21 protein-coding genes are annotated in these 22,787 nt (G+C 75.2%); 7 read left to right on the forward strand and 14 right to left on the reverse strand.

The window, feature by feature from the left end; genetic code table 11:
- Positions 1-5 precede the first annotated feature (5 nt).
- From KIK08_RS01355 to KIK08_RS01380, 6 genes are all read right to left on the reverse strand, one after another.
- A complete protein-coding gene (locus KIK08_RS01355; RefSeq protein WP_214401087.1) occupies positions 6-1,808 on the reverse strand; it encodes an aldehyde ferredoxin oxidoreductase family protein in 1,803 nt (600 codons plus the stop codon).
- 20 nt (positions 1,809-1,828) lie between these two features.
- Positions 1,829-2,686, reverse strand: coding sequence for a molybdenum cofactor guanylyltransferase (gene mobA / locus KIK08_RS01360; RefSeq protein WP_214401088.1), 858 nt, complete (start codon positions 2,684-2,686; stop codon positions 1,829-1,831).
- A gap of 147 nt (positions 2,687-2,833) precedes the next feature.
- A complete protein-coding gene (locus KIK08_RS01365; RefSeq protein ID WP_214401089.1) occupies positions 2,834-3,856 on the reverse strand; it encodes an ABC transporter ATP-binding protein in 1,023 nt (340 codons plus the stop codon).
- Positions 3,853-4,554, reverse strand: a complete 702-nt coding sequence (locus KIK08_RS01370) for an ABC transporter permease (protein ID WP_214401090.1) — start codon at positions 4,552-4,554, stop codon at positions 3,853-3,855. Before KIK08_RS01370 ends, KIK08_RS01365 begins: the two co-directional genes overlap by 4 nt.
- Before the next feature lie 3 nt (positions 4,555-4,557).
- Positions 4,558-5,412 carry an ABC transporter substrate-binding protein gene (locus KIK08_RS01375; protein ID WP_214401091.1) on the reverse strand — a complete coding sequence of 285 codons (855 nt, stop codon included), beginning with the start codon at positions 5,410-5,412 and terminating at the stop codon, positions 4,558-4,560.
- 63 nt (positions 5,413-5,475) lie between these two features.
- A complete protein-coding gene (locus KIK08_RS01380) occupies positions 5,476-6,336 on the reverse strand; it encodes an SDR family oxidoreductase (RefSeq protein ID WP_214401092.1) in 861 nt (286 codons plus the stop codon).
- Between the two features lie 279 nt (positions 6,337-6,615).
- Between KIK08_RS01380 and KIK08_RS01385 the strand changes: the two genes are divergently transcribed.
- Positions 6,616-7,416 (forward strand): SDR family NAD(P)-dependent oxidoreductase, encoded by an 801-nt coding sequence (locus tag KIK08_RS01385; protein WP_308257313.1) that lies wholly within the window; start codon positions 6,616-6,618, stop codon positions 7,414-7,416.
- 41 nt (positions 7,417-7,457) lie between these two features.
- Here KIK08_RS01385 and KIK08_RS01390 read toward each other — a convergent pair whose 3' ends face one another.
- Entirely contained in the window at positions 7,458-8,147 is a 690-nt protein-coding gene (locus KIK08_RS01390) for an alpha/beta fold hydrolase (protein ID WP_214401094.1), read from the reverse strand.
- Between the two features lie 163 nt (positions 8,148-8,310).
- Here KIK08_RS01390 and KIK08_RS01395 point away from each other — a divergent pair, with 163 nt between their 5' ends.
- Entirely contained in the window at positions 8,311-12,525 is a 4,215-nt protein-coding gene (locus KIK08_RS01395; protein ID WP_214401095.1) for a BTAD domain-containing putative transcriptional regulator, read from the forward strand.
- 30 nt (positions 12,526-12,555) lie between these two features.
- On the opposite strand, the gene KIK08_RS01400 is transcribed toward KIK08_RS01395, so the two are convergent.
- A complete protein-coding gene (locus tag KIK08_RS01400) occupies positions 12,556-12,783 on the reverse strand; it encodes a hypothetical protein (protein ID WP_214401096.1) in 228 nt (75 codons plus the stop codon).
- A gap of 100 nt (positions 12,784-12,883) precedes the next feature.
- Between KIK08_RS01400 and ectA the strand changes: the two genes are divergently transcribed.
- The 5 genes from ectA to KIK08_RS01425 all read left to right on the forward strand — a co-directional run bounded on the left by ectA (position 12,884) and on the right by KIK08_RS01425 (position 16,173).
- Complete coding sequence (gene ectA / locus KIK08_RS01405) at positions 12,884-13,417, forward strand: diaminobutyrate acetyltransferase (protein WP_214401097.1); 534 nt, start codon at positions 12,884-12,886, stop codon at positions 13,415-13,417.
- 109 nt (positions 13,418-13,526) lie between these two features.
- On the forward strand, positions 13,527-13,724 hold the full coding sequence (locus tag KIK08_RS01410; protein WP_214401098.1) for a hypothetical protein: 198 nt from the start codon (positions 13,527-13,529) through the stop codon (positions 13,722-13,724).
- Between the two features lie 41 nt (positions 13,725-13,765).
- Positions 13,766-14,461 carry a response regulator transcription factor gene (locus tag KIK08_RS01415; RefSeq protein WP_214401143.1) on the forward strand — a complete coding sequence of 232 codons (696 nt, stop codon included), beginning with the start codon at positions 13,766-13,768 and terminating at the stop codon, positions 14,459-14,461.
- 78 nt (positions 14,462-14,539) lie between these two features.
- Positions 14,540-15,901: a sensor histidine kinase gene (locus tag KIK08_RS42365; protein WP_214401099.1), complete on the forward strand. Its 1,362-nt coding sequence runs from the start codon at positions 14,540-14,542 to the stop codon at positions 15,899-15,901.
- The gene (locus KIK08_RS01425; protein WP_214401100.1) at positions 15,898-16,173 is read left to right on the forward strand and encodes a hypothetical protein; all 276 of its coding nucleotides are present in this window, start codon (positions 15,898-15,900) and stop codon (positions 16,171-16,173) included. The genes KIK08_RS42365 and KIK08_RS01425 overlap by 4 nt, the downstream gene beginning before the upstream one ends.
- Before the next feature lie 297 nt (positions 16,174-16,470).
- On the opposite strand, the gene KIK08_RS01430 is transcribed toward KIK08_RS01425, so the two are convergent.
- The 6 genes from KIK08_RS01430 to KIK08_RS01455 all read right to left on the reverse strand — a co-directional run bounded on the left by KIK08_RS01430 (position 16,471) and on the right by KIK08_RS01455 (position 22,642).
- Positions 16,471-16,680 carry a hypothetical protein gene (locus KIK08_RS01430; RefSeq protein WP_214401101.1) on the reverse strand — a complete coding sequence of 70 codons (210 nt, stop codon included), beginning with the start codon at positions 16,678-16,680 and terminating at the stop codon, positions 16,471-16,473.
- Positions 16,681-16,841: 161 nt separating this feature from the next.
- Positions 16,842-18,878 (reverse strand): choline BCCT transporter BetT, encoded by a 2,037-nt coding sequence (gene betT / locus KIK08_RS01435; protein ID WP_214401102.1) that lies wholly within the window; start codon positions 18,876-18,878, stop codon positions 16,842-16,844.
- Between the two features lie 170 nt (positions 18,879-19,048).
- A complete protein-coding gene (locus KIK08_RS01440; RefSeq protein ID WP_214401103.1) occupies positions 19,049-20,680 on the reverse strand; it encodes an ABC transporter permease in 1,632 nt (543 codons plus the stop codon).
- A complete protein-coding gene (locus KIK08_RS01445) occupies positions 20,677-21,642 on the reverse strand; it encodes an ABC transporter ATP-binding protein (protein ID WP_308257315.1) in 966 nt (321 codons plus the stop codon). The genes KIK08_RS01440 and KIK08_RS01445 overlap by 4 nt, the downstream gene beginning before the upstream one ends.
- A gap of 77 nt (positions 21,643-21,719) precedes the next feature.
- On the reverse strand, positions 21,720-22,019 hold the full coding sequence (locus tag KIK08_RS01450) for a cation:proton antiporter regulatory subunit (protein WP_214401104.1): 300 nt from the start codon (positions 22,017-22,019) through the stop codon (positions 21,720-21,722).
- 71 nt (positions 22,020-22,090) lie between these two features.
- A complete protein-coding gene (locus KIK08_RS01455) occupies positions 22,091-22,642 on the reverse strand; it encodes a DUF3040 domain-containing protein (protein ID WP_214401105.1) in 552 nt (183 codons plus the stop codon).
- Positions 22,643-22,787: the final 145 nt, after the last annotated feature.

The following is a 22,787-nucleotide window of genomic DNA, read 5'->3' on the forward strand; positions in this document are numbered from 1 at the left end:
GGTCCTCACCCACCGAGCAGCAACGCCGCTTCCGCCTCCCGAGAGGGTCGACCCTCCTGGTCGAGCCCGCGTTCGGCGTAGTAGCCGGCCACCATCGCACGCAGGCGGTCGGCTGTCAGCGCGGCGACGCGACCGGAACCCAGCTCCAGCGGGGTCTCCAGCATCCGGCGGGGGAGCGTGTCGTCCGCCGCGGTGGCGCCCTCGCGCTGGTTGAACACCCGCTTGGCCAGCACGATCCGCCGGGCCGTCGCGCGCAGCTCGGCGGCGTCGACGTCCCAGCCGGTGACCGGGCGCAGCAGCGCCGCCCACTCGGCGAACGGCTCGTCGAACACCCCGCGCAGGAACTTGCACAGGATCATCGAGTCCATCACCGCGGCCCGGTCCTCGGTACCGACCGCGGCCACGACCTGCGCCGCCCCGCCGTTGAGCCGGTCGTGCTCGCCGGAGAGGTCGGCCTCGTAGGCGCCGGAGCGGTTGTGGTCGGCGCCGCGCGCGTTCACCGCCAGCCCCAGGGCCATCGCCTGCAGCGTGCGCGGCTCGTACCCGGGCAGCTCCAGGCCCTTGACCTGCGGCGCGCAGTCGATCGAGGCACCGCCGACGGTCGCGGCCGCCCGCCGCGACCCCTGGGCCAGCAGCTCGCCGAGCCCCGGCTCGCGCGAGCCGATCATGTCCAGGGCCCGCAGCAGCGCGGCGCCGTCGCCGAAGCGCAGCCACGGCGCGTCGATCAGCCCGCGCTCGGCGCACTCCATCGCCCAGGCGATCGTGCCGCCGGCCGAGATCGTGTCCAGGCCCAGCTCGTCGCAGCGGGCGCTGGCGGCGAAGACGTCGTCGGGGTCGGACACCCCGCACAGCGGCCCGAGCGCGAACACGTTCTCGTACTCCATGCGCTGCTGGCCGCCGCCCTTGCGGGAGTAGATGTGCTCGCAGCCGATCGAGCAGGACGCGCACGAGTTGCGGGCCACCCCGCGCAGCTCGTGCAGCTCCTCGGCGGCCAGCCGGTGCGCGCCGTCGAAGGTGGCGGCGGTGAAGTTGCGGGTCGGGAGCGTGGAGACGGCGTTGAAGGCCAGCAGGTTGGCCAGCGTGCCCAGCTCGCGGTACTTGGCCGTGGCCGGCCCGAAGCTGCGCTCGCGCAGGTCCTTGGCCGCGGCCAGCACCGCCTGCTGGTCGGCGATCGCGACCCGGGTGGACGCGCGGACCAGCACCGCCTTGATGTTCTTCGCGCCCAGGACCGCGCCGAGCCCGCCGCGGCCGGCGTGCCGGCCGTCGTGGCTGATCGTGGCGTAGCGGACCCGCCGCTCGCCGGCCGGCCCGATCGCCGCGGTCTGCCAGCCGCGCCCGAAGCGCTCCCGCACGGCGGCCTCGGCCTCGGCGGCCGACAGCCCGGCCAGCTCCGGCGCCGCTTCCAGCCGCGCCCCGTCGCCGTCGACGAGCAGCACCGACAACTGCGCGGCCCGCCCGCGCACGACGATCGCGTCGTGGCCGGTCAGCTTGCCGGCGATGGCGAACCGGCTCGACGCCAGCGCGTCGGTGAGCAGCCCGGTGAGCGGGGACTTGGCCACCACCGCGAACTTCGCGCTCGTCGTCAGCGGGGTACCGACCAGCGGGGAGAAGACGAACGCCAGCGGCGCCGGCGGGGCCAGCGGGTCGACCCCGGCCGGCGCCAGCCGGTGCAGCAGCCAGGTGCCCAGGCCGACCCCGCCCAGGTAGGCGCGCAGGACGGCGTCGGCGAGGGCCAGCGGCGCGCTCGTCGCCGCGCGGTCCCCGATGTCGACGACCAGGGCCTTCCCGAAGTATCCACCGGCCGGCACGACCCCGAGCCTATGCCCGCTCAGCCGCCGGCGTCGGCCGACAGGAACGCGACCGTGTCGCCCGCGACGAGCGGCAGGTGCGGATCGCGGGTCATCTGGTCGCCGTTGACCGCCGCCACGACGTGCCGGTCGAGCGCGATCCCCACGGCCGCGGCGGCCGCGCCGAGCGACGCCGCGCGGACGGTGCGCGGGCCGCGTTGCCCGCCGCTCGCGAGCGCCCCGAACCGCTCGACCACGACCTCCGGCTCGGGACGGGCCAGCGCGGCTGCGTAGTCGTCGGGCTCGTTGACGTTGACCAGCGAGTCCAGCGCCGGGTCGAGGCGGGCCAGGTCGGGGTCGGCGAGCAGGGTGTCGTCGTCGAGCTGGGTGACCCGGCAGTGCCGGAACAGCATCCCCGGCCGCAGGTCGCCCTCGGCCAGCAGCTTCTCGATCAGCGGGGCGAGCGCGGTGCGGTAGCCGGCGGCGAGGGGTTGGCGGTAGCCGCGGGCCACCGGCAGCACGACGTCGGCGTCCGGGTCGGCGAACCCGCGCAGCACCCGCCGGACCAGCGCCGGGTGCAGGAACGGCAGGTCCGTCGAGCACACGAACGCCGCGGGCGCCCGCCCGTCGAGCGCCGCCAGCCCCGTCGCCAGTCCGCGCATCGGGCCGAGGCCCTCGACCGGATCGGCCACCACCTCGACCGCCGCCGGCAGGGCGGGCAGCTCCTGGCCGGGCGCCGCGACGACCAGGACGGGACCGCCCACGGTGCGGTGCAGCAGGGCGGCCGTGCGGTGCAGCAGCGTCGAGCCGCGCCACTCCAGCGCGCCCTTGGGCCGGCCCATCCGGGAGGACCGGCCGCCGACGAGGACGACGCCGGCCGCGTCAGCGAGATCGACCACGTCCCGATGCTATGCCCGTCCACCCCTCACCCCCGGCGGGCGCGGGGGACGTGGCTCGTTGGACGAGAACCGCTGTCGTGCGGCGGGGTTGGACGAGAGTAACGCCCCGTCGAGAACGATGTTGTCGTGATCGACAGGGCCGGTGGATCACGACAACGTCGTTCTCGACGGGAGGGGGAGGGGAGTACCGGGGAGCGAGCGGTGCTGCTCGACCGCGACGACGACGCGGGCCCCGAGCGTCACCGTGTCCGGCGGATCGCGGTCCAGGCAGACGAGTGGCCCGCTCGGGGTGTCGACGTCGAGCCGGGTGGCGGCGCCGAGGTCGACCGACCGGCGCAGGACGCCCTCGACGGTGACGACGTCGCCGCCGGGGTCGGCGAGGGCGCTCAGCAGGCGGCAGTGCTCGGGGCGGGCGGCGAGGGTGTCCGGCCGGCCGGTCAGGCTCGGCGGGAGCAGGTTGGTGAAGCCGAGGAGGCGGGCGGTGTCGGCGTCGCGGGGCTCCTCCAGCACGAACCGCGTCGGGCCGTGGTGGCGCAGGCGCCCGTCGACGAGCAGGGCGGTGTCCTGGGCGAGGGCCAGCGCCTCGTGCCGGTCGTGGGTGACGAGCACGGTGGCCGCGCCGTGGCGGTCCAGCGCGGCGCGCAGATCGGCCAGCAGGTCGCCGCGGGTGGCGGCGTCCAGGCCGCTGAACGGCTCGTCGAGCAGCAGGACGCGCGAGCCGACGGCCAGCGCGCGGGCGATGCTCAGCCGCTGGGCCTCGCCGCCGGACAGGGTGCGGGCGTCGCGGTCGGCGAGGTGGGCGATGCCCAACGCGTCGAGCCAGGGCAGCGCGCGTTCCCGGGCCGCGCGCCGGTCGACACCGCGGAATCGCAGCCCGCTGGCGGCGTTGGCGGCCACCGTCCCGCGGCGCAGGATCGGGCGCTGCAGCACGGCCGCGACCGCCCGGCGCATCTGCGGCCGGGTGACCGGGCCGCCGTCGAGCAGGACCTCCCCGGTGCTGCGGTGCGGCCCGAGCAGGCCGACGGCGCGCAGCAGCGTGGACTTCCCGGCGCCGTTGGGGCCGAGCACGGCGAGGGTGCGCCCGGCCGGGACGTCCAAGGTGACCGCGTGCACGAGCGCGCGCCCGGCCACGTGCACGCTCAGGTCGCGGCAGGCGAGCCCGCTGGTCACCGGGCGTCGACCCGGCCCTGCTGGACGAGGGTCAGCACCAGGTTCACCGCGAACGCGATCACCAGCAGGACCAGCCCGAACGCGATGGCCAGCGCGAACTGCCCGCGGCTGGTGGCCAGCACCGCGGCCGTGGTCAGCACCCGGGTCTCGCCGGCGAGGTTGCCCCCCACCATCTGCGCCGCCCCGACCTCGCTGACCACGGCGCCGAACGCGGCCATCGCCGCGGCCAGCAGCGGGAGCCGGGCTTCGCCGAGCAGGGCGAGCAGCGAGCGCAGCCGGCTCGCCCCCAGGCCCTGCATCTGGACCCGGAACTCGGGGTCGACCTGCTGCACCGCGACCGCGACCAGCGCGACGACGACCGGCGTCGCGATCCCGGCCTGCGCGACGACCATCGCGGTCGGGGTGTAGAGCAGCCCCAGCCCGCCGAGCGGGCCGCTGCGCCACAGGAGCACGGTGACGAACAGGCCCACGACGACCGGCGGCAGGCCCATCCCGGTGTTCGCCGCGGCCAGCAGGACCCGCCGGCCGGGGAACCGCCCGAGGGCGACCGCGAGCCCGAGCGGGAGCCCGAGCAGCAGGGCGACGGCGGTCGCGGTCAGCGACACGCGCAGGGTCAACGCGGTGATCGCCCAGGTGTCCTGGTCGCCGGTGACCAGCAGCCGCACCGCCTCGCCGAGGCCGTCGAGCAGGACGTCCACGCCTCAGCCGCCCAGGCTCGCCTCGTCCTTGCCGGCGTCGGGGGTGAACAGCGGCTGGCCGAACTCCTCCCGGCCGAACCGACCGATCATCTCCTGGGCCGGGGCCGACACGATCCAGTCGGCGAAGGCGGCGGCGCCGTCGGGCTGGACCCGGTCGCCGGCGCGCGTCGTCATCTCGATCACGTGGTAGACGTTCAGCAGCGCGGGGTCGCCCTCGCTGAGCACCGTCGACGACAGCGAGTCGCGTTGCGCGAGGTAGGTCGCCCGGTCGGTGAGCGTGTAGCCGTCCTTCTCCGCCGCCACCCGCAGCGTGGCGCCCATGCCCTGCCCGGTGGACTGGTACCAGGACCCGGTCGGGGTGAGGCCGGCCGCGCTCCACAGCTGTTCCTCGCGGGCGTTGGTGCCGGACTCGTCGCCCCGGGACACGAACACCGCCTGTGCGGCCGCGATCCGCCGCATCGCCTCCACGCTGTCCAGACCGCGGATCCCGGCCGGGTCGGCCTCCGGCCCGACGAGCACGAAGTCGTTGTGCATCACCAGCCGCCGCGAGCCGGCGGCGCCCTCGGCCACGAACTCCTCCTCGGCGGCGGGCGAGTGCACCAGCAGCACGTCGGCCTCGCCGCGGCGGCCCAGCTCGATGGCCTGCCCGCTGCCCACCGCGAGCGTCTTCACCTGCCAGCCGGTGCCGCGGCTGAACTCGGGCAGCAGCACGTCGAGCAGGCCGGAGTCCTGCGTGCTGGTGGTGGTGGCCAGGATCAGCGACCGCTCCGCCGACGGCCCGGCCGCCGGGGCGCCGCCGCAGGCGGCCAGCAGGAGGGCACTCGTCAGGGCCAGGACGGCCGGAACGGCTCGACGCATCACCGATCCACTCTGTCAGACCACCCGGGTCCGGCCGCGTGGGCGAGTACCTCGGAGCGACGGTCAGCGCGCCTCGGCGGGGGCAGCGACGGCGTGCTCGGCGGCCCGGCTGACCCGCTCCCAGCCCGCCCAGGTGTCCATCCGCCGGCGGGAGATGTCGAACGCCAGGTCGTAGACCATGCTGCCGAGCAGGAGCCGCGGCGGCGGGTCGTCGCTGTCGACCAGGCGCAGCAGCGCCTCGGCGGCGAGCCGGGGTTCGCTGTCGACCGATCCCTGCGCCCACTGCCGCTCCAGCTCGGCGCGCAGCGGTGCGTATTCCCGCATCGGGGCCGTGGTCGTCATGCTGGAGTACAGGTCGGTCCAGTAGCCGCCCGGCTGCACGATGCTGACCCGGACGTCGAAGGTCGCCGCTTCCATCGCCAGTGCTTCGCTCATGCCTTCGAGGGCGAACTTGCTCGCGCTGTACATGCCGGTGCTCGGGAAGCCGCCGAGCGCGGCGATGCTGGAGATCTGCACGATGTGGCCGGACCGCTGGACACGCAGGTGCGGGAGCGCCGCCTGGGCGACCCACAGCGCGCCGAAGAGGTTGACCTCGAACTGGGCCCGCGCCTGGGCCTCGGTGAACTCCTCGACCATGCCCATGGACATCGTGCCGGCGTTGTTGACGACGATGTCGAGCCGTCCGAAGTGCTCGACGGCGGTCGCCACGGCGGCGATGACCGCCGCCCGGTCGGTCACGTCGAGGGGCAGGGCCAGCAGCCGGTCGCCGTGCCGCTCGTCGAGGACCTCCCGGGCGATGGTCCGCGACGCGGCAGCCACCCGGTCGCCCCGCGCGAGCGCGGCCTCGGCGAACGCGCGGCCCAGGCCGCGGCTGGCGCCGGTGATGAACCACGTGCGGGGGGCGGTGTCGGACGAGGTGCGCATGGGGTCTCCGTTCTGCGGTGAGACGAGACGGTTCGTCTCGCGGCCCGAGGCGGAACGGTAGGCGGGGCGAGGGGGACTGTCAAGACGAGACGGCTCGTCTCATGTGGGTGCGCCGGCACGTCGGACCGATTGATGTCTGAACGATTGTTCAGTAGGTTTCGCCTTCGTCCGCAGACGAGGAGAGGCGCGCATGGTGCTGGTCGACCTGAACTGCCCGCAGCACGGGAACGCCCGCGACGGCGGGTCGTGGAACGGGTGGGTGGCACGGTGACCGACCCCGTGACCGACCCGACAACCGCGACCGCGGCCGGCGAGCGCGGTCTGTTCGACCTCACCGGCCACGTCGCGCTGGTCACCGGGGGCAACTCGGGCATCGGCCTGGGCATGGCCCGCGGGCTCGCCAGGTGCGGCGCCGACGTCGCCGTGTGGGGCACCAACGCCGAGCGCAACGAACAGGCGGCCGAGGAACTGGCCGGGTACGGCACCCGGGTGCGGGCGTTCGGCTGCGACGTCGGCGACGAGCAGGCCGTCGGCGACGCCTTCGCCGCGACGCTGGAGCACTTCGGCCGGGTCGACTCCTGCTTCGCCAACGCCGGCCGCAGCGGCACCGGCACGCCCTTCGTCGGGACGAGCCTGGCGGACTTCCGGGCGGTCACCCGGGTCAACCTCGACGGCGCGTTCCTCACCCTGCGCGCCGCCGCGGGGCACATGGTCGAGCGCGGCGGGGGCGGGGTGCTCGTCGGCACGTCCAGCGTGTCCACGGTCCACGGCGCCCCGCGCGGGCAGGCCTACGCGGCCAGCAAGGCCGGCCTGACCGCGATGATCAAGGCGTGCGCGGTGGAGCTGGCCCGCTACCGGATCCACGCCCACTCGATCATCGCCGGCTGGACCGAGACGCCGATGGCGTCCCCCGCGCTGCACAGCGAGGGTTTCGAGCGCAACGTCATGAAGCGCATGCCGCACCGGCGCTGGGGCGAGCCGGACGACTTCGCCCGGCTCGCGGTCTACCTGGCCGCCGGGATCGGCGGGTTCCACACCGGCGACGAGATCGTCGTCGACGGCGGGTATTCCATCTTCTGAGGACCCGGCGCGACCGCGCCGGCACCGGACGGGATGCTTGCTCAGGTCCCGGCCGCGGCCTTGACCAGGGCGACGACGGCCTCCGGCCGGGAGACGTAGACCGCGTGGCTGGCGTCCACCTCGGTGACCGAGGCGCCGGCGCGTTCGGCCATCGAGCGCTGGGCGACCGGCGGGATCATCCGGTCCTGCGCGGCGACGAGGTACCAGCTCGGCCTGGCCCGCCAGGCGGGGTCGGTGATGGCTCCACCGACGGCCTCCAGGCCCCAGGGCAGCTGCGAGTCGGCCAGGAAGCGGGCATCGGCGGCGGGCAGGTCAGCGGCGAACGCGGCAGGGAACCGCTCGCGGTCGAGCAGCAGGAAGCCGTCCACCGGCGGCAGGATCGGCGGCGCGGGCGAGCCCGGCGGCGGGTCGGCGATCAGGGTGTTGACCGACTCTCCCTTGTCCGGGGCGAAGGCCGCCACGAAGACGAGCGCGGCCACCTTCTCGTGCGTTCCGGCCTCGCTGATCACCGCGCCGCCGTAGGAGTGCCCCACCAGGACGGTCGGGCCGTCCTGCTGGTCCAGGACCCGCCGGGTGACCAGCGCGTCGTCGGTGAGCGAGGTGGTGGGGTGCTGGACGATGCTCACCGCGTAGCCCTCGTCGACGAGCCGGTCGTGCACGGCCCGCCATCCCGAGCCGTCCGCCCACGCCCCGTGGACGAGCACGACGTTGCGGATCGGTGCGTCACTCATTGGTTTCCCTCTCGTCGAACGTTCGGCTCGACCGTGCCAACCCCGGGCCGGGATCGGAATGCTCGTCGGTCCGGGGAATCCGCGCTCTCCCGCCCGGCGGGACGGCAGAGGAACGGAACTGTCACGTCACCGGAGCTCCAGTGCCCGCGACGACGATCGGGGCGTGCCGCTGCCCGACACCGCCGCCCGCCCGCACCCCGCGGCCGATCCGCTGTCGGAGACGGTGTCGCTCGTGCGGGCCAGGTGCATCGCTTCCGGGGAGCTGGTCGCGGGGGGCGAGTGGAGCGCGCGACCGCTCGTCGGCGGCCGGCTGGGTGTCGGCGTGGTGGTGCGGGGGCAGTGCTGGCTCGACCCGGGGACCGGGGAGCCGCCGCGGCTGCTGCCGGAGGGTGCAGTCGTCGTGGCCCGCGGTTCGCGCGCGTTGACCGTGTCGGATCGGCCGGATCGACCACCCGTCGCCGCGGTGGGCGATGGCGGGCCCGGCGAAGGCTCGTTCGCGCTGCTCACCGCGGTGTTCGAGGTCGACCGGGCCGAGATGCTGCTGGCCGCCCTCCCGCCGCTGACGGTCGTCGCCGGTGGCCGCGGACGCGCGGCCGTGGTCGGCGCGCTGGTCGTGGCGGTCGAGCGCGAGCTGGCCGAGCGCGCGGTCGGAGCCAGCGGCGCCGTGGCGCACTACGCGCAGCTCCTCTTGCTCGAAGCGCTGCGCGCGTGCCTGTCCCGGCCCGACGCCCTGCCCGTGGGGTGGCTGCGGGTGCTCGCCGACCCCCGGTTGGCGCCCGCCGTCGGTCAGATGCTGGCCGAGCCGGCCCACGGGTGGACGCCCGGAGAGCTGGCCCGCATCGCACTGGTGTCGCGGTCGGTGTTCATGCAGCGCTTCCGGGCGCTCGCCGGGACCACGCCCTCGGCATGCCTCGGTCGCATCCGCATGCTCCGCGCCGAAGCCGCGCTGCGCACCAGCGACGTCCCGGTCGCGCGGCTGGCGCTGGAGACCGGGTACCGCTCCGACAGCGCCTTCAGCGCGGCGTTCAAGCGGACGACCGGTCGGTCACCCCGGGCCTATCGAGCCGCGTCGCGGGCCGAGCCCGCCGAGTACGATCGCGACGAGCCCGTCCAGGGTCGTGCGAGCGGGCACCCCGGACCGGTCCCGCTGCGTCCGATCGATCCGAGGAGTGGTGTCGGGGTGGCTGCGCCAGGCCGTCCCGCCCGCGCCGTGCACCCCCTGCGGCTGCAGGTCCTCGGGCCGCTGCGGATCTGGCGCGACGGCGTCGAGCTGGACCCCGCGCCGCAGCGGCAGGCCCAGGTGCTCGCGCTGCTGCTGGCCCGGGCGGGCCGGCCGATCAGCACCAGCGAGCTGCTCGACCTGATCTGGCCGGACGCCGTTCCGCCCACGGCCCTCAACGTGCTGCACAAGCACGTCGGAGCGCTGCGGCGGCTGCTGGAACCCGCGCTGCCGGCTCGCGGCACCGGCTCCTACCTGCTTCGCCGCGGGCCCGGCTACATGTTCGCGGCCGGGCCCGAGACGCTGGACCTCGTCGACTTCCGGGAGCTCGTCGAGGCGGCCCGCGCCTGCGCCGCGGTCGACGACCAGGACGCGGCGCTCGAAAGCTACGTCGAGGCGTTGGACCTCTGGCGCGGCCCGGCGGCCGACGGATCGGCTCGTGGACCGGCCGCCGCGTCGGTACTGGCCACCCTGGACGACGAGTTCTTCGACGCCTGCCTCACGGCGGCCCACGTCGCGGTGCGGCGCGGCGAGCCCGGACGTGTGTTGCGCCCGCTGCGCCTGGCCGCGTCGATGGCGCCGCTGAACGAGCCCGTGCAGGCCGCCCTGATCACTGCGCTGGGGGCCGCCGGGCAGCAGGCGGAGGCGCTGTCGGTGTTCCGGGCGGTCCGTGCCCGGCTCGTCGAGGAGCTCGGCGTCGACCCGGGCGCGGTGCTGCGGGCAGCGCAGCAGCGGGTGCTGACGCAGTCGTCGGTGCCGCTGGTGACCGGCGCGGCCGACGACGGGTCGGCGGGCGCGCGCGGCGCCCTGGTGGGCAGGAGCGACGAGCTCACCGCGCTGCGGCACGCCGTGGACTCGGCGCTGGGCCCGACCCCGGACCGCGGTGCGGGGCCGGTCGTCGTCGAGGGGGAGCCGGGAGCGGGGAAGACCCGGCTGCTGGAGGAGATCGCGCACGAGGCCGCGCGGCGCGGAGCGCTCGTGGTCTGGGGTCGCTGCCTCGACGGCGACGGGACGCCGTCGATGTGGCCGTGGGTGCAGGCGACCGGCACGATCCTCGACGCCCTCCCGGAAGAAGCGCGGGCGGCTCGGCTCGCCGGTGAACTGCGCCGTCTCGCGGGCCCGGGCAGCGGTGGGCCCGCCCCGTCGGCCCCGCCGCACGAGGGGACCCGGTTCCGGCTGTTCGAGCAGGTCGCGGCGGTGTTGGACGAGGTCGCGGCGGTGCGGCCGGTCGTGCTGCTCGTGGACGACCTGCAGTGGGCCGACGTGGCGTCCCTGCGCCTGTTCTCCCACCTGGCGACCCGGCTGCCGGGCAGAACCGTGCTCGTCGGTGCCGTGCGGGACCGTGCGCCGACCCCCGACGCGGAGCTCACCCGCACCCTCGCCGCGGCGAGCCGGGCGCCCGGCCACCGCCGGATCCGACTCGGCCCGCTGACCCCGGTCGAGGTCGCCGGGCTCGTGCAGCGCACCACCGGCCAGGACCCCGACCCCGCCGCCGTGCGGCACATCCACGCCCGCACCGCGGGCAACCCCTTCTTCGTGCGGGAGCTGTCCCGGTTCCTCGCCGACGGCGGCGCGCTCACCGAGGACGCCGTGGCCCGGGCCGGCGTGCCGGCCAGCGTGCGGGACGTCGTCCGCGACCGCATGGCCGGTCTCGACGACCGGGCCCGCGACCTGCTCGAAGTCGCCGCGATCCTCGGCCGCGACGTCGATCTGCGCCTGCTCGCCGCCGCCGCCGACCTCGACGTCCAGACCTGCCTCGACCGGTTCGAGCCGGTGGAGGCGCTCGGTCTGCTCGCCCTCGACCCCGCCGACCCGTACCGCGTCCGCTTCACGCACGACCTGGTCCGCGAAGCGGTCGTCGACACCACGCCGCCGCGCCGGGCCCCGCGTCTGCACCTGCGGGTCGCCGACGCCCTGGACCGCGCCGCACCGGACGTCGGGTCCGTCGCCGAGCGCCTCGCCCACCACCTGTGGACCGCCGGGCCGCTGGCCGACCCGGCCCGGACCGCGGACGCGCTGATACGCGCGGCCCGCGGCGCGGGGGCCAGGTCCGCGCTGGAGGCCGCCGAGCGGCGGCTGCGGTCGGCGGCGCGGCTGGCCAGGGCGGCCGGTCGCGCGGAGCTGGAGCTGTCCGCGCTGTCCCAGCTGATCGCGGTCGTCGGGATGCGTTCGGGGTATCACGGCGCGGCCCTCGACGTACTCGAACGCGCCGAGGACCTGGCTCGCGGCCTCGGCCGGGAACGGGACGCTACCGAGTTCCTCTTCTCCCGGCGGGCCGCGCACTCCCAGGCCGTGCGACTCGACCGCAGCGGCCCGCTGGCCCGCCGGCTGCTCGAGCAGGGGGAGGCGTCGGCCGATCCGGTCGTGCGCGCCTACGGCCTCTACTCCTGGGGCATCCACCAGTGGGACCTGGGCGACATCGGGGCCGCCCACCGCTACCTCAGCCGCCTGGACCGGGCCGCGCTGGACGACCTCGCCGGGCGGGAGGACCAGCCACTGCGCTACGACCTGCGGCTGATGGCGGCCGGCATGCTCGCCGAGACGACCGCGCTGCACGGCGACGTCGACGCCGCCCGCGCTCTGCTGGACGGGCTGGAGGTCGCGGTCGGCGCCGAACCGTACGCCGTCACCGTCTGGGCCGGGTTCACCGCGCGGATCGCCGCCATGGTGGGTGACCCGGCCTGGGCGCTGCGCGGCGCGGAGCGCGGGATCGCGCAGGACCCCGGGTTCTCGTTCACCTTCTTCGGCGCCTACCTGCGGCTGGCCCGGTACTGGGCGCGCGCCACGACCGGCACCGACCCCGCCGGTGCCGCGGCCGCCGCCGACGCCGTCATCACCGCGACGCTGCTCGACCCGCCCCGCTCGAACGTGCCCACCTGGTACGCACTGCTCAGCGAGATGTGGTCGGCGGCGGGCGAGCTCGACGAGGCCGCCACCGCCCTCGACCGGGCCGAGCGGTTCCTGGACGCCCACGGCCAGCGCCACGGCGAAGGCCTGATCCTCCTGCAGCGGGCTCGGCTGCGGCACGCCCGCGGTGAGCCGGTCGCCGTCGTCCGGGCCGCCGCCGAGCGGGCCCGGGCGTTGTCGGTCGACCGTGGGGCCCACCTGTTCGCCGGTCGTGCGGAGCGGTTCCTCGCCGAGCTCCACGATCCGGCCTGATCGGGCAGTGCGGCGCCGGGTGGTCCGCGCTCAGCAGCGGTCGCGCCACCGGCGCGCGCCGCGGATCATCAGCACCGTGACCACCAGGCAGGCGGTGCCGAGCACGGTGCTGTAGGCGGGGTCCGGGTCGCGCATCAGCGACGCGACGAACAGCGCGGTCAGCAGCACGATCGATCCGATGCCGGCGCCCAGGCCCGAGCGGACGGGGGCGTCGGCGGTCCGCGGGCACGGCGTGCCGGGATCGTGCGGTTTCGTCATGAGGGGGATTACCCGGGATCGACGGGGTGCTCGGCCCGCCCGGCTGACGACTGCCTGACGATCCGGCCCCGCACCGCGACGACGCCGTAATGTCCGGTTCGTGACCGACACCGCGACACCGGCCGGAGACCGCGCGGACACGGCCGCGGTCACCCCGGCCGGGGTGACGGTGCGCCGCCCCGGCGTCTCCGACGGCGCCGCGTGCTGGCGCCTCGCCTGCGCGAGCGGCATCCGCTCGGTCAACTCCCGCTACGCCTACCTGCTGTGGGCGCGGGACTTCGACGACACCTCGGCGGTGGCGTGGCGGCGCAACGCCGTCGTCGGCTTCACCACCGGTTTCCGCCGGCCGGACGAGCCGTCGACGCTGTTCGTCTGGCAGGTCGTCGTGGCCGAGGCGGTGCGTGGCCGCGGTGTCGGCGCCGCGATGCTGGACGTCCTGGTCGACCGGCTCCCGGACGTCGACCACGTGGAGGCGTCCGTCGCCCCGGACGACCCCGTGTCGCAGGCTCTCTTCACCGGCTTCGCGACCCGCTACGGCGCTGCGGTGTCGCGCAGCCTGCTCTTCGGGTCCGACCTGCTCGGTCCCGGGCGCCCGCCCGAGGTGCTGGTGCGCATCGGGCCGCTGCGGCGCTGAACCGGACCGCGCCGGACGGGGCGGTCGCACGAGCCGTCCCGTGCGGGCGGCGGGAAGGGGAGACATGCCGGCACCGGCGCGATCGACAGCGTCGTCCCAGACAGCAGCGTTGTTCCAGCCGGCGACGAGAGACGTCGCCGAGTGCCTGCGCGAGGAGTTCGCCGGCGTACCCCGGGCGGTGCTCGAGGCCGAGATCGGCGACGCCGAGCGGGAGCTCGACGGGCAGGTGCCCGCCGGCTCGATGGCGGAGCTGCTGCACCGGTTGGTCGCCTGCCGCTTGCGGCAGAGGTCGCAGGGAAGCGGGTGATGGGTGTGCAGCGCGTCGAGGATCCGGCCGCGGAGCGCAGGATGGGCCCGGTGGACGCACGGTTGCTGATGGTCGAGGACGACGAGCGGATCAGGCTGGCGCTCGGGCTGGCCCTGGCCGACGAGGGCTGCGAGGTGCTGGAGGCCGAGTCGGGGGAGCGCGCCCTGGAACTGCTCGCGACGGCGTCGGTCGACGTCGTGCTGCTCGACCTGATGCTGCCGGGCATGGACGGCCTCGACGTGTGCCGCACGCTGCGCGCCCGGGGCGACCAGCCGATCATCATCGTGTCCGCGCGCACCGACACCTCCGACGTGATCGCGGGGCTGGAGGCCGGGGCCGACGACTACGTCACCAAGCCCCTCGTGGCCAGCGAGCTGGCCGCCCGGGTGCGGGCCCTGCTGCGCAGGCGCCACCCGGACGGCGGCAGCCCGCGCGCGCTGCGGCTGGGGGACGTGGAGATCCTGCCCGACGAGGAGGTGGTGCGCCGGGGCGGTGCCGAGGTGCACCTGACGCGCACCGAGTTCGGGCTGCTGCTCGAACTCGCCCAGGCGCGGGGGGCGGTGGTCTCCCGGGAGGACCTGCTGCGCCGCGTGTGGGGCTACGACTACTTCGGCGACACCCGGCTGCTGGACGTGCACGTGCGCCGGTTGCGCCGCAAGGTCGAGCGCGACCCCGACCAGCCGGAGCGTGTGCTGACGGTGCGGGGCCGCGGGTACAAAGCGGTCGGTGTCGAGTAGGCAGTCGAGTAGGCAGTCGAGTAGGCAGTCGAGTAGGCAGCGGTCGCGTCGGGCCGACCGACCGGGTAGGACGTGCGCATGGTGCGGTTGTCGCTGCGCTGGCGGGTGGCGCTCGCCCTCGGCCTGGGCACGGTCGTGCTCGCCGGCGTGCTGGCCGTGGTCACCTGGAACCTGGCGTCGGGGTACATGCTGCGCCAGCGCGAGACCAGCGCGATCCGCCAGGCCGAGGTGAACGTCCAGCTGGTCGACGCCTCCCTGCGGACCGGTTCGGAGGGCCTCGGCGACCTGCTCAGCGGCCTCACCAGCAGCTCCGATGCCACGATCCTCATCGAGCGCCCCAGCGGCTGGCTGACCAGCGGCCGCCAGGTCGACGCCGACGTGCTGCCCCCGGCACTGCTGCGGATGGCCACCGACGGCGTCCCCGCCCACCAGCGGCTGAACGCGCAGGGCATCCCCGTGCTCGCCGTCACGCTGCCGGTCGACGGTGGCGAGAGCGCGTACGTCGAGCTGTTCCCGCTCACCCAGCTCGACCAGGCCTTCCGGTTCCTGAGCACGGTGCTCGCGATCGGCGTCGCGGCGAGCGGGCTGCTCGGGCTCGGGCTCGGCCACTGGGCGGGGCGGCGCGCCCTGCGCCCGCTCACCGAGCTGACGCAGGCGGCGGCCCGGGTGGTCGGCGGGGACCTGCGTGCCCGGCTGCCCGATCGGGACGACCCCGACCTCGCCTCGCTGGCCGCGACCTTCAACCGCACCGCGGACGCGCTCGAGAAGCGGGTGCGGCGCGACGCCCGGTTCGCCGGCGACGTGAGCCACGAGCTGCGGTCGCCGCTGACGACGATGGCCAACGCCGGGGCGGTCCTGCGCCGGCGGCGCGACGAGCTGACCGGTACCGCCGGCCGGGCGCTGGACCTGCTGCTCGGCGAGATCGGCCGCTTCCAGCGCATGGTGGTGGACCTGCTGGAGATCTCCCGGGACGACCTGCGCCCCGACGAGGTTCCCGACGAGGTCGTCGACCTGGGCGACGTCGTGCGCCACGTGGTCGCCGTGCGACCCGGGAAGCCGCCGGAGGTCGACCTGGTGGCCCAGCCGCCGCTGGTGCTGGCCGACCGCCGCCGACTGGACCGCACCGTGGCCAACCTGCTCGACAACGCGGACAAGTACGCGGGCGGTGCGGTGCGGGTGGCGGTGCTGCGCCACGGCGGGCGCGCGCGGTTGGAGGTCGACGACAGCGGTCCGGGCGTGCCCGACGACCAGCGCGAGCAGATCTTCGAGCGGTTCGCCCGCGGCCCCTACGCCGGGCGCCGCGGCGTGGATGGCGGCAGCGGCCTCGGGCTGGCGCTGGTGGCGCAGGACGTGCGCTGGCACGGCGGCGCGGTCCGGGTCGAGGACCGGCCCGGTGGCGGCGCCCGGTTCGTCGTCGAACTGCCGGAGGTGCACCGGTGAGGCGCGCGACCGCAGCCGTCGCGGCTGGGCTGCTGGGGCTGGTCGGGCTGCTGGGCGTCGCCGGGTGCGGGGTGCAGGCCCAGCTCTCGCCCGTGCCGCTGACGTCGTCGACGCCCGCGCCGCCGGTCGCACCGACGGCGACGACCGTGCAGCCCGCGCCGGCCCCGCCGCCGGAGTCGACACCGGAGCCGACACCGGAGCCGACACCGGAGCCGACACCGGAGGCGATCGCGGTGACCTCGACGAGCCCGCCGCCGGCGCCCACCGGGTGATCGAGGAGGGACGGCCGGCCGTCGGGCACACACCCACCTGACGATGTGCTGACGAAGCCGCGCGGGACCTCCCGCCTGCGGTCCGCGGCCACTACAACTGCGGGTGGCGCACCGGACGCGGGCCTCGGGGGGCCGGTCGGGCAACTCGGCTGGGGAATCCGAGGCCCGACCGGGAACCGTCCCGGCCGGGGGTGCGCGGGCGTCGAACAGCCTGCGCCCGCGCGCCACCGGTTACCCGTCGCGGGTCGGCGAGACTGCGAGGGCTCGCCGATCCGCGGCAGGATCGTCTCACCAGGGTCATTCCCGGTAGGGGGCGTCGGCCTCGCGGCGGCTGCGCTCGGCGAGCTCGACGATCCGGCGCAGCCCGTCGGCCCGCGCCAGCAGCAGCGTCACGTCCGCGGCGGCGCGCGCCGCCACTTCCGCCGTGTCCGGTACCGCCGTCACCTGCGGTTCGGCATCGGCCGGGGGCACCGGTACGGGTGGGGAGCCCTCCGTCGGATCGTTCACCGCGCAGTTGTACCCAGGAAGGCGGTGGAGCCCGGTCGGGCAGCCTGACGATTGCCTGACGATGGTCCGGATGGGCGCACCGGCGGACGGATGGAGCGAGCTGGGCGGCTCGCCCGACGGAGCGTCGTCGCCCCGTCTGGCGAGCGTCCTGCTCCGGGGGCTCAGCCGCCGACCTGCTGGATCCGGACGAACTCCAGGTGCCGCTCGTACTGGTCGAGGATGTCGTCGGTCAGCTGCCCGTAGGAGTAGCCCATGACGTCGTAGTCCTGGCCGCCTTCGCGCAGGTGCACCTCCAGGCGGCAGTAGGTGTCGCCGCCCTTGGGGAACGCCGGGCTGTAGACCGGGATCGGGACCTCACGCGGCTGGATGCGGTAGCGGAACGGGTGCTCCTCGCCCAGGTCGGCGGTCAGCTCGACGACCTTTCCGCCGGTCTCGTCGTGGTCCTCGCCCGCGCGCGCCTCGATCCCGCGTTCCTGCAGGTGCTCGGCCACCTCCCGGACCGCGGGCAGCGCCACCTCGTCCAGGAACTCCGCCGCGCGCTCCCGGTCGGGGAACGACATGGCCCGGTCGAGCCGCAGCCGCCACCCGGGCGAACCGGGCCGGTGGCCGTCGCCCGCGCTGCGCCCGGAGATCGACGAGCGCAGCCCGTAGCGCTGGCTCTCGGCGTGCAGGGACTCCAGCCGCAGCGCCTTGAACAACCCGTACATGACCAGCACCAGGACGAACGCGAACGGCAGCCCCATGATGATGGTGGCGTTCTGCAGCGCGGGCACCCCGCCGACGATGAGCATCCCGACCGTCAGCAGGCCCGTGGCCACGGCCCAGAAGATGCGCAGCCACGGGGCTCCGTCCGACTGCGGCGTCGGCAGGTGCGAGGACAGGTTGGCCATCACCAGCGCGGCCGAGTCGGCCGAGGTCACGTAGAACAGCAGGCCGGTGAAGGTCGCGACCCCCGCGACGAACGAGACCGCCGGGTACTGGGCGAGCAGCTGGTAGAAGCCCTGTGCCGGGTTGTCGACCGTGGCCTGGCCGAACTCGGTGTTGCCGTCGCGGATCACGTCGATGGCGCTGTTGCCGAAGATCGAGATCCACATGACGATGTAGGTGAACGGGATGATCAGCGTGCCGACCACGAACTGGCGGATGGTGCGCCCGCGCGAGATCCGGGCCAGGAACAGCCCGACGAACGACGCCCAGGCGATCCACCAGGCCCAGAAGAACAGCGTCCAGGCGTTGAGCCAGTCGACGGGCCGGTCGTAGGCGAACGTCTGCAGGGTCAGGCCCGGGAAGGTGCTGAGGAAGTCGCCGACGTTCTGCACGAGCCCGTTGAGCAGGAACACGGTGTCGCCCGCGACCAGCAGGTAGAGGGCCAGCCCGATCGCCAGCAGCACGTTGAGCTGGGACAGCAGCTTGATGCCGCGGTCGACGCCGCTCACCGCGGACACGGTGGCCATGATGACCGCGATGGCCACCAGCCCGATCTGGGCCGCGGTGCCCTCGGGGATGCCGAAGAGGAAGTCGAGCCCGTAGTTCAGCAGCACCACGCCGATGCCGAGGGAGGCGGCGACGCCGAAGATCGTGCCGAGGACGGCGGCGAGGTCGACCGCGGTGCCGAGCCCGCCGTGGATGCGCTTGCCGAAGATCGGGTACAGCGCCGACCGGATGGCCAGCGGCAGGTTCCGGCGGTAGGCGAAGTAGGCCAGGGCCATGCCCATCAGCGCGTACATGCCCCAGCCGCTGATCCCGTAGTGGAACAGCGTCCAGACCGTGGCCTCCTCGGCCGCCTGCAGCGTGCCGCCCTCGCCGCGCGGCGGGGTGAGGTACTGGGTGACCGGCTCGACGACCGCGAAGAACATCAGGTCGGTGCCGATACCGGCGGCGAACAGCATCGACGCCCAGGCGAACGTGCTGAACTCGGGTCGGGAGTGCTCGGGCCCGAGCCTGGTCCGTCCCATCCGGGAGGCGCCCACCAGGATGACGAAGACGAGGATGACCGTGGACAGCAGGATGTAGAACCAGCCGAACCACTCCGACGTCCAGCCCACCAGCGCGCCGATCGCGTCGGAGGCGGCGGTCGGGGTGGCGATGGCCCAGATCGCGACGGCGAGGGTGATCGCGGCGGACCCGTAGAAGACCACCGGTTTGATCCGGGTGCCGGCCCGTTCCTGCGGAGTCGGATCGGTGCTGACCTCGCTCATCGCTCTCCCTCCGTCGCGTGCCCGGACGAGTGATCCGGCGATGCGCATCATCGTCCACTTCGCCCCTCGGTGGCAGGCACGACCCGAACCGTTATCGACGCGCGCTCCGGTCCCGCCGGCGCAGTCGTGCGCCACCCGATCGCGGACGGGGTGGGATGCGCGCGAGCGGGTCAGTCGCCGCGGATGTCCCGGCGGCGGTAGCCGACCAACCCGATGAGCCCGATGCAGACGGCGATCGCGGTCATGGCCAGTGCCGCGGGGACGTCGGGCGGGGTGCTCGGTACGAGGGCGAGGTGGTCGAAGGGGGACAGGGCGGCCACCCAGTCGGGGGCATCGACGCTGTCGGCCACCACGGTCAGCAGGAAACCGCCGGCGGTGGGCAGCATGCCGACCGCGACGACGGCGCCGGGTGCCCAGCCCAGGGCGAGCACAGCGGCCCCGAGGCCGAGCGCGGCTACCGGGAGGACGTTGGCCGCGCCGGCGAGCGCGTCGCCGAGCCCGAGGGGCGCCCCCGTGGCGGTGCTGCCCGCCCAGACGGCGAGCGCGGCGGTGGCGGCGAGCGCCAGCGACCCGGCGGCGGTCGCGGTGGTCGTGGCGGCGAGCAACCGGACGCGGGTGAGCGGGGCGGCGAGCAGGAGGTCGAGCCGGCGGGCCCGCTCGGCGCGGACGAGCGCGGCGGTGCGGCTGGCGGCGAACCCGCCGAGCGGGACGGCGAGCAGGGTGAACAGGGTCGCGGCGTAGCCCTGCACGGCGTCGAGTTCGAACCCGGCCTGCCGGGCCAGGTCGGCGAAGGCGGGGTTGTCGCGCAGGAACCTGGTCATGGACTCCGCGATGAGCCCGACGAGCAGGAAGAACGCGGCGATGCCCAGGGTCCAGGCGGTCAGCGGGCGCAGCGTCGAGCGCAGCGCGAACGTGGGCACCGACCCGAGCAGTGCGCTGTGCGAGCGGCGGCGGCGAGCACCGCCGAGCAGGCCGCCGCGCACGTCGCGGTGGCGGGCCGCCGTCGTCGCGACGAGGAGCAGCGCGATCGAGGCGGCGGCCAGTACGGCCAGGGGGAGCACCCGGTCGGCGTCGTAGGGGCGGGCGAGGGCGGCGAGCCCGAACGGCGACAGCCAGCGCAGCCAGGCCAGTGCCTCGACCCCGTCGCCCACCATGCGCGCGAGCAGCCCGGCGACCAGGACGGCGACGGTGGCGCCTGCGGCGGTGCCCCGGTCCGGCCACAGCTGCGCGGCGAGCGCGCCGACCCCGATGCCGAAGGCCCCGATGAGGGCCAGCGACGCGCCGTGGACGACAGCGCCGGTCGCCGGGGTGCCGCTGACCAGCAGCGCCAGTGCCACCCCGGCCCCGACGGCCAGCGCTGCGCCGGCGAGCACGGCGAGGTGGCGGGCGACCGCGGAGGGGGCCGGGACGCGGCCGGCGAGCAGGAGTTCCCAGCGGCCGGTGTCCTCCTCGCCGCGCAGCACCCGCACGGTGGCCAGGCCGGCCCAGATGCCCACGAGCACGGCGAGCACCGTGCCGACCCGCCACACGGTGAACCCGCCGGCCTGGTCGAGCGCCACCGGCTCGCCGAACAGCGTGCGGATGGCGGGGTTCGAGGCCAACGCGGCCAGGGCCGCCGCGCCGCCGGGCGCTCCGGCGATCACGCCGTCGTAGGTGGCGGCGACGACCGCGGACATCCCCGCGGAGAGCGCCGCGACGACCACGGCGCCCCGGCGGACCTGGCGCACCGCGAGCCGGGTCACGACCCGCCCCGGCGCGGTCGGCAGGATCGGGCGGGTGGGCGCCGGTGCGGTGGTGGTCATCGCCCGACCTGCGCGTCCGCACCGGCGGGGGCCGCGGTGGCGCGCACGTCGCGGTGCTCGCCGTAGTAGTCGAGGAAGATCTCCTCCAGGCCGGGTTCGCGCATCCGCAGCGCGACCACGTCCGCCGGGGCCAGTGCGCGCAGGACCGCGGTGGGTGTGCCGGTCAGCGCGAAGCGCAGTCGGGTGCGTCCGCCGGGCTCCTCGTCGGTCCGCAGCGCGGTGATGCCGGGAACCGCGGACAGGTCGGGGACGGGGCCGTCGAGGGTGGCGCTGACCTCGGTGCGGTGCAGCGCGCGCAGATCGGCGACGTCGGCGACCTCGACGAGGCGCCCGGCGCGCAGGATCGCGACCCGATCGCACACGGCCTCGACCTCGGCGAGCTGGTGCGAGCTGAGGAAGATCGTCTGGCCCCGGTCGCGCGCCTCCCGCACGGCCGCCCGGAACTCCTGCTCCATCAGCGGGTCCAGGCCGCTGGTGGGTTCGTCGAGCACGAGCAGCGGGGCCCGGGTGGCGAACGCGGCGATCAGGGCGACCTTCTGCCGGTTGCCCGTGGAGTAGGCGCGGGTGGGCAGCGACGGGTCGAGGGCGAAGCGTTCGACGAGTTCGGCACGGTAGGCGAGATCGGTGCCCGGCCCGATGCCGGCGAGCAGGTCCAGCACCTCGGCGCCGGTCAGCCGCGGCCACAGCGCGACGTCGGCCGGCACGTGGGCCAGCCGGGTGTGCGCGGCGACGACGTCCTCGGCCGGGCCGTCGAAGATCCAGGCGCGCCCGGCCGTCGGACGGGCCAGGCCGAGCAGCAGCCGGATCGTGGTGGACTTGCCGGCCCCGTTCGGGCCGAGGAAGCCGAACACCTGCCCGGCCGGCACGGACAGGTCGAGCGAGTCCAGCGCCAGCAGACGCCCGTAGCGCTTGGTCAGGCCCTCGGTGCGCAAAGCGGGAACGGCGGGATCGGGAGCGGGCACGACGGCCTCCGGAGGTCGGCTGAGTACGACGTGCCGACCAGGCTTCCCGGCTCACCTGGGGCGGAGCGTACGCCCGGTCACGCCGTGGCGGAAGTGGCCTGCGCAGGGACCGGTCGGGAGGTGCCACGCGGTGCCTCCCCCGCGGGGACTTCGAGGTGGAACCGCGCTCCGGTCAGCAGCGCGGCGACGACGCTGGCGTCCTCCTCGCTCAGCCGCACCACCGAGAGCGCGTCGTCCGCGGACGGGTCGACGATGGCGAGGTGGCGGGGTCCGCCGTCCTCGACCGCGATCGTCACGTGACGATCGGCGTCGATCGGGACGGAGTACCGCCAGCCGATCCCGGGGAGGCGCTGCGCCCCGACCCTGATGTGCTCCATCACCACTCCTGTTCGCTGCTGGTCGTGCCGTTCGGTTGCATGGTCACGTTCGGGCGCCGGCACGGCTGCTCTCACGCCGGGGCGCCCGGCCGGGGCGAGTCGTCCGAGCGTTCGACCTTCTCGACCGCGCGCACGACGAGGCGGGGCAGCCAGGCGACCGCCGCGATCGAGAGCACCACCAGTGCGGCGGTGGACCAGGCGGGGGGCATCAGGACCAGCGCCACCACGACCGACGCCCCGGCGACCAGGACGCGGCGCCTGGTCGGCGACGGTGCGCCGGTGCCCGGCGCGCCGCTCCCGCGTGGATCGTCCTCGTTCGCGGTGGCCCGCGACCGGCGTTGCGTCGAGCGAGCCGTGATGACGAGCCACGGGACGACCGCGGCGCCGCTGAGGACCGCCAGGCCGACGACGCCGAGCTGGTCGGCGAAGAAGGTGCTCAGGGCCGCCAGCCCGGAGAGCGCTCCGATCAGCAGCAGGACACCACCGATCGGAATCCGCGGCGGGAATACCGGGAGGGGTGAAGACGGCGCCTGTGCGAAGGCCTCGGCGAGCACCGGGTCCCCGTCGCGGAGATCCTTCTCGAGTTCGGCGAGGACCTTCATCTCGTGCGGTGAGAGCGACATCTTCCTCCTCCTCGTGGTGCGGGTCGGCGAATGGGATCAGCTCGATTCCGTTTTCGTCGAGGTGCAGCGGCGCTCCGACAGCGCGCAGGTCATCGCCTCTCGAAGCTGTCTCCAGTGTGGGCCGCGGCCGGGGGAGGTCGCATCG

It is taken from the genome of Pseudonocardia lacus, assembly GCF_018531445.1.
In the GTDB taxonomy this organism is placed as follows: Bacteria; Actinomycetota; Actinomycetes; order Mycobacteriales; family Pseudonocardiaceae; genus Pseudonocardia; species Pseudonocardia lacus.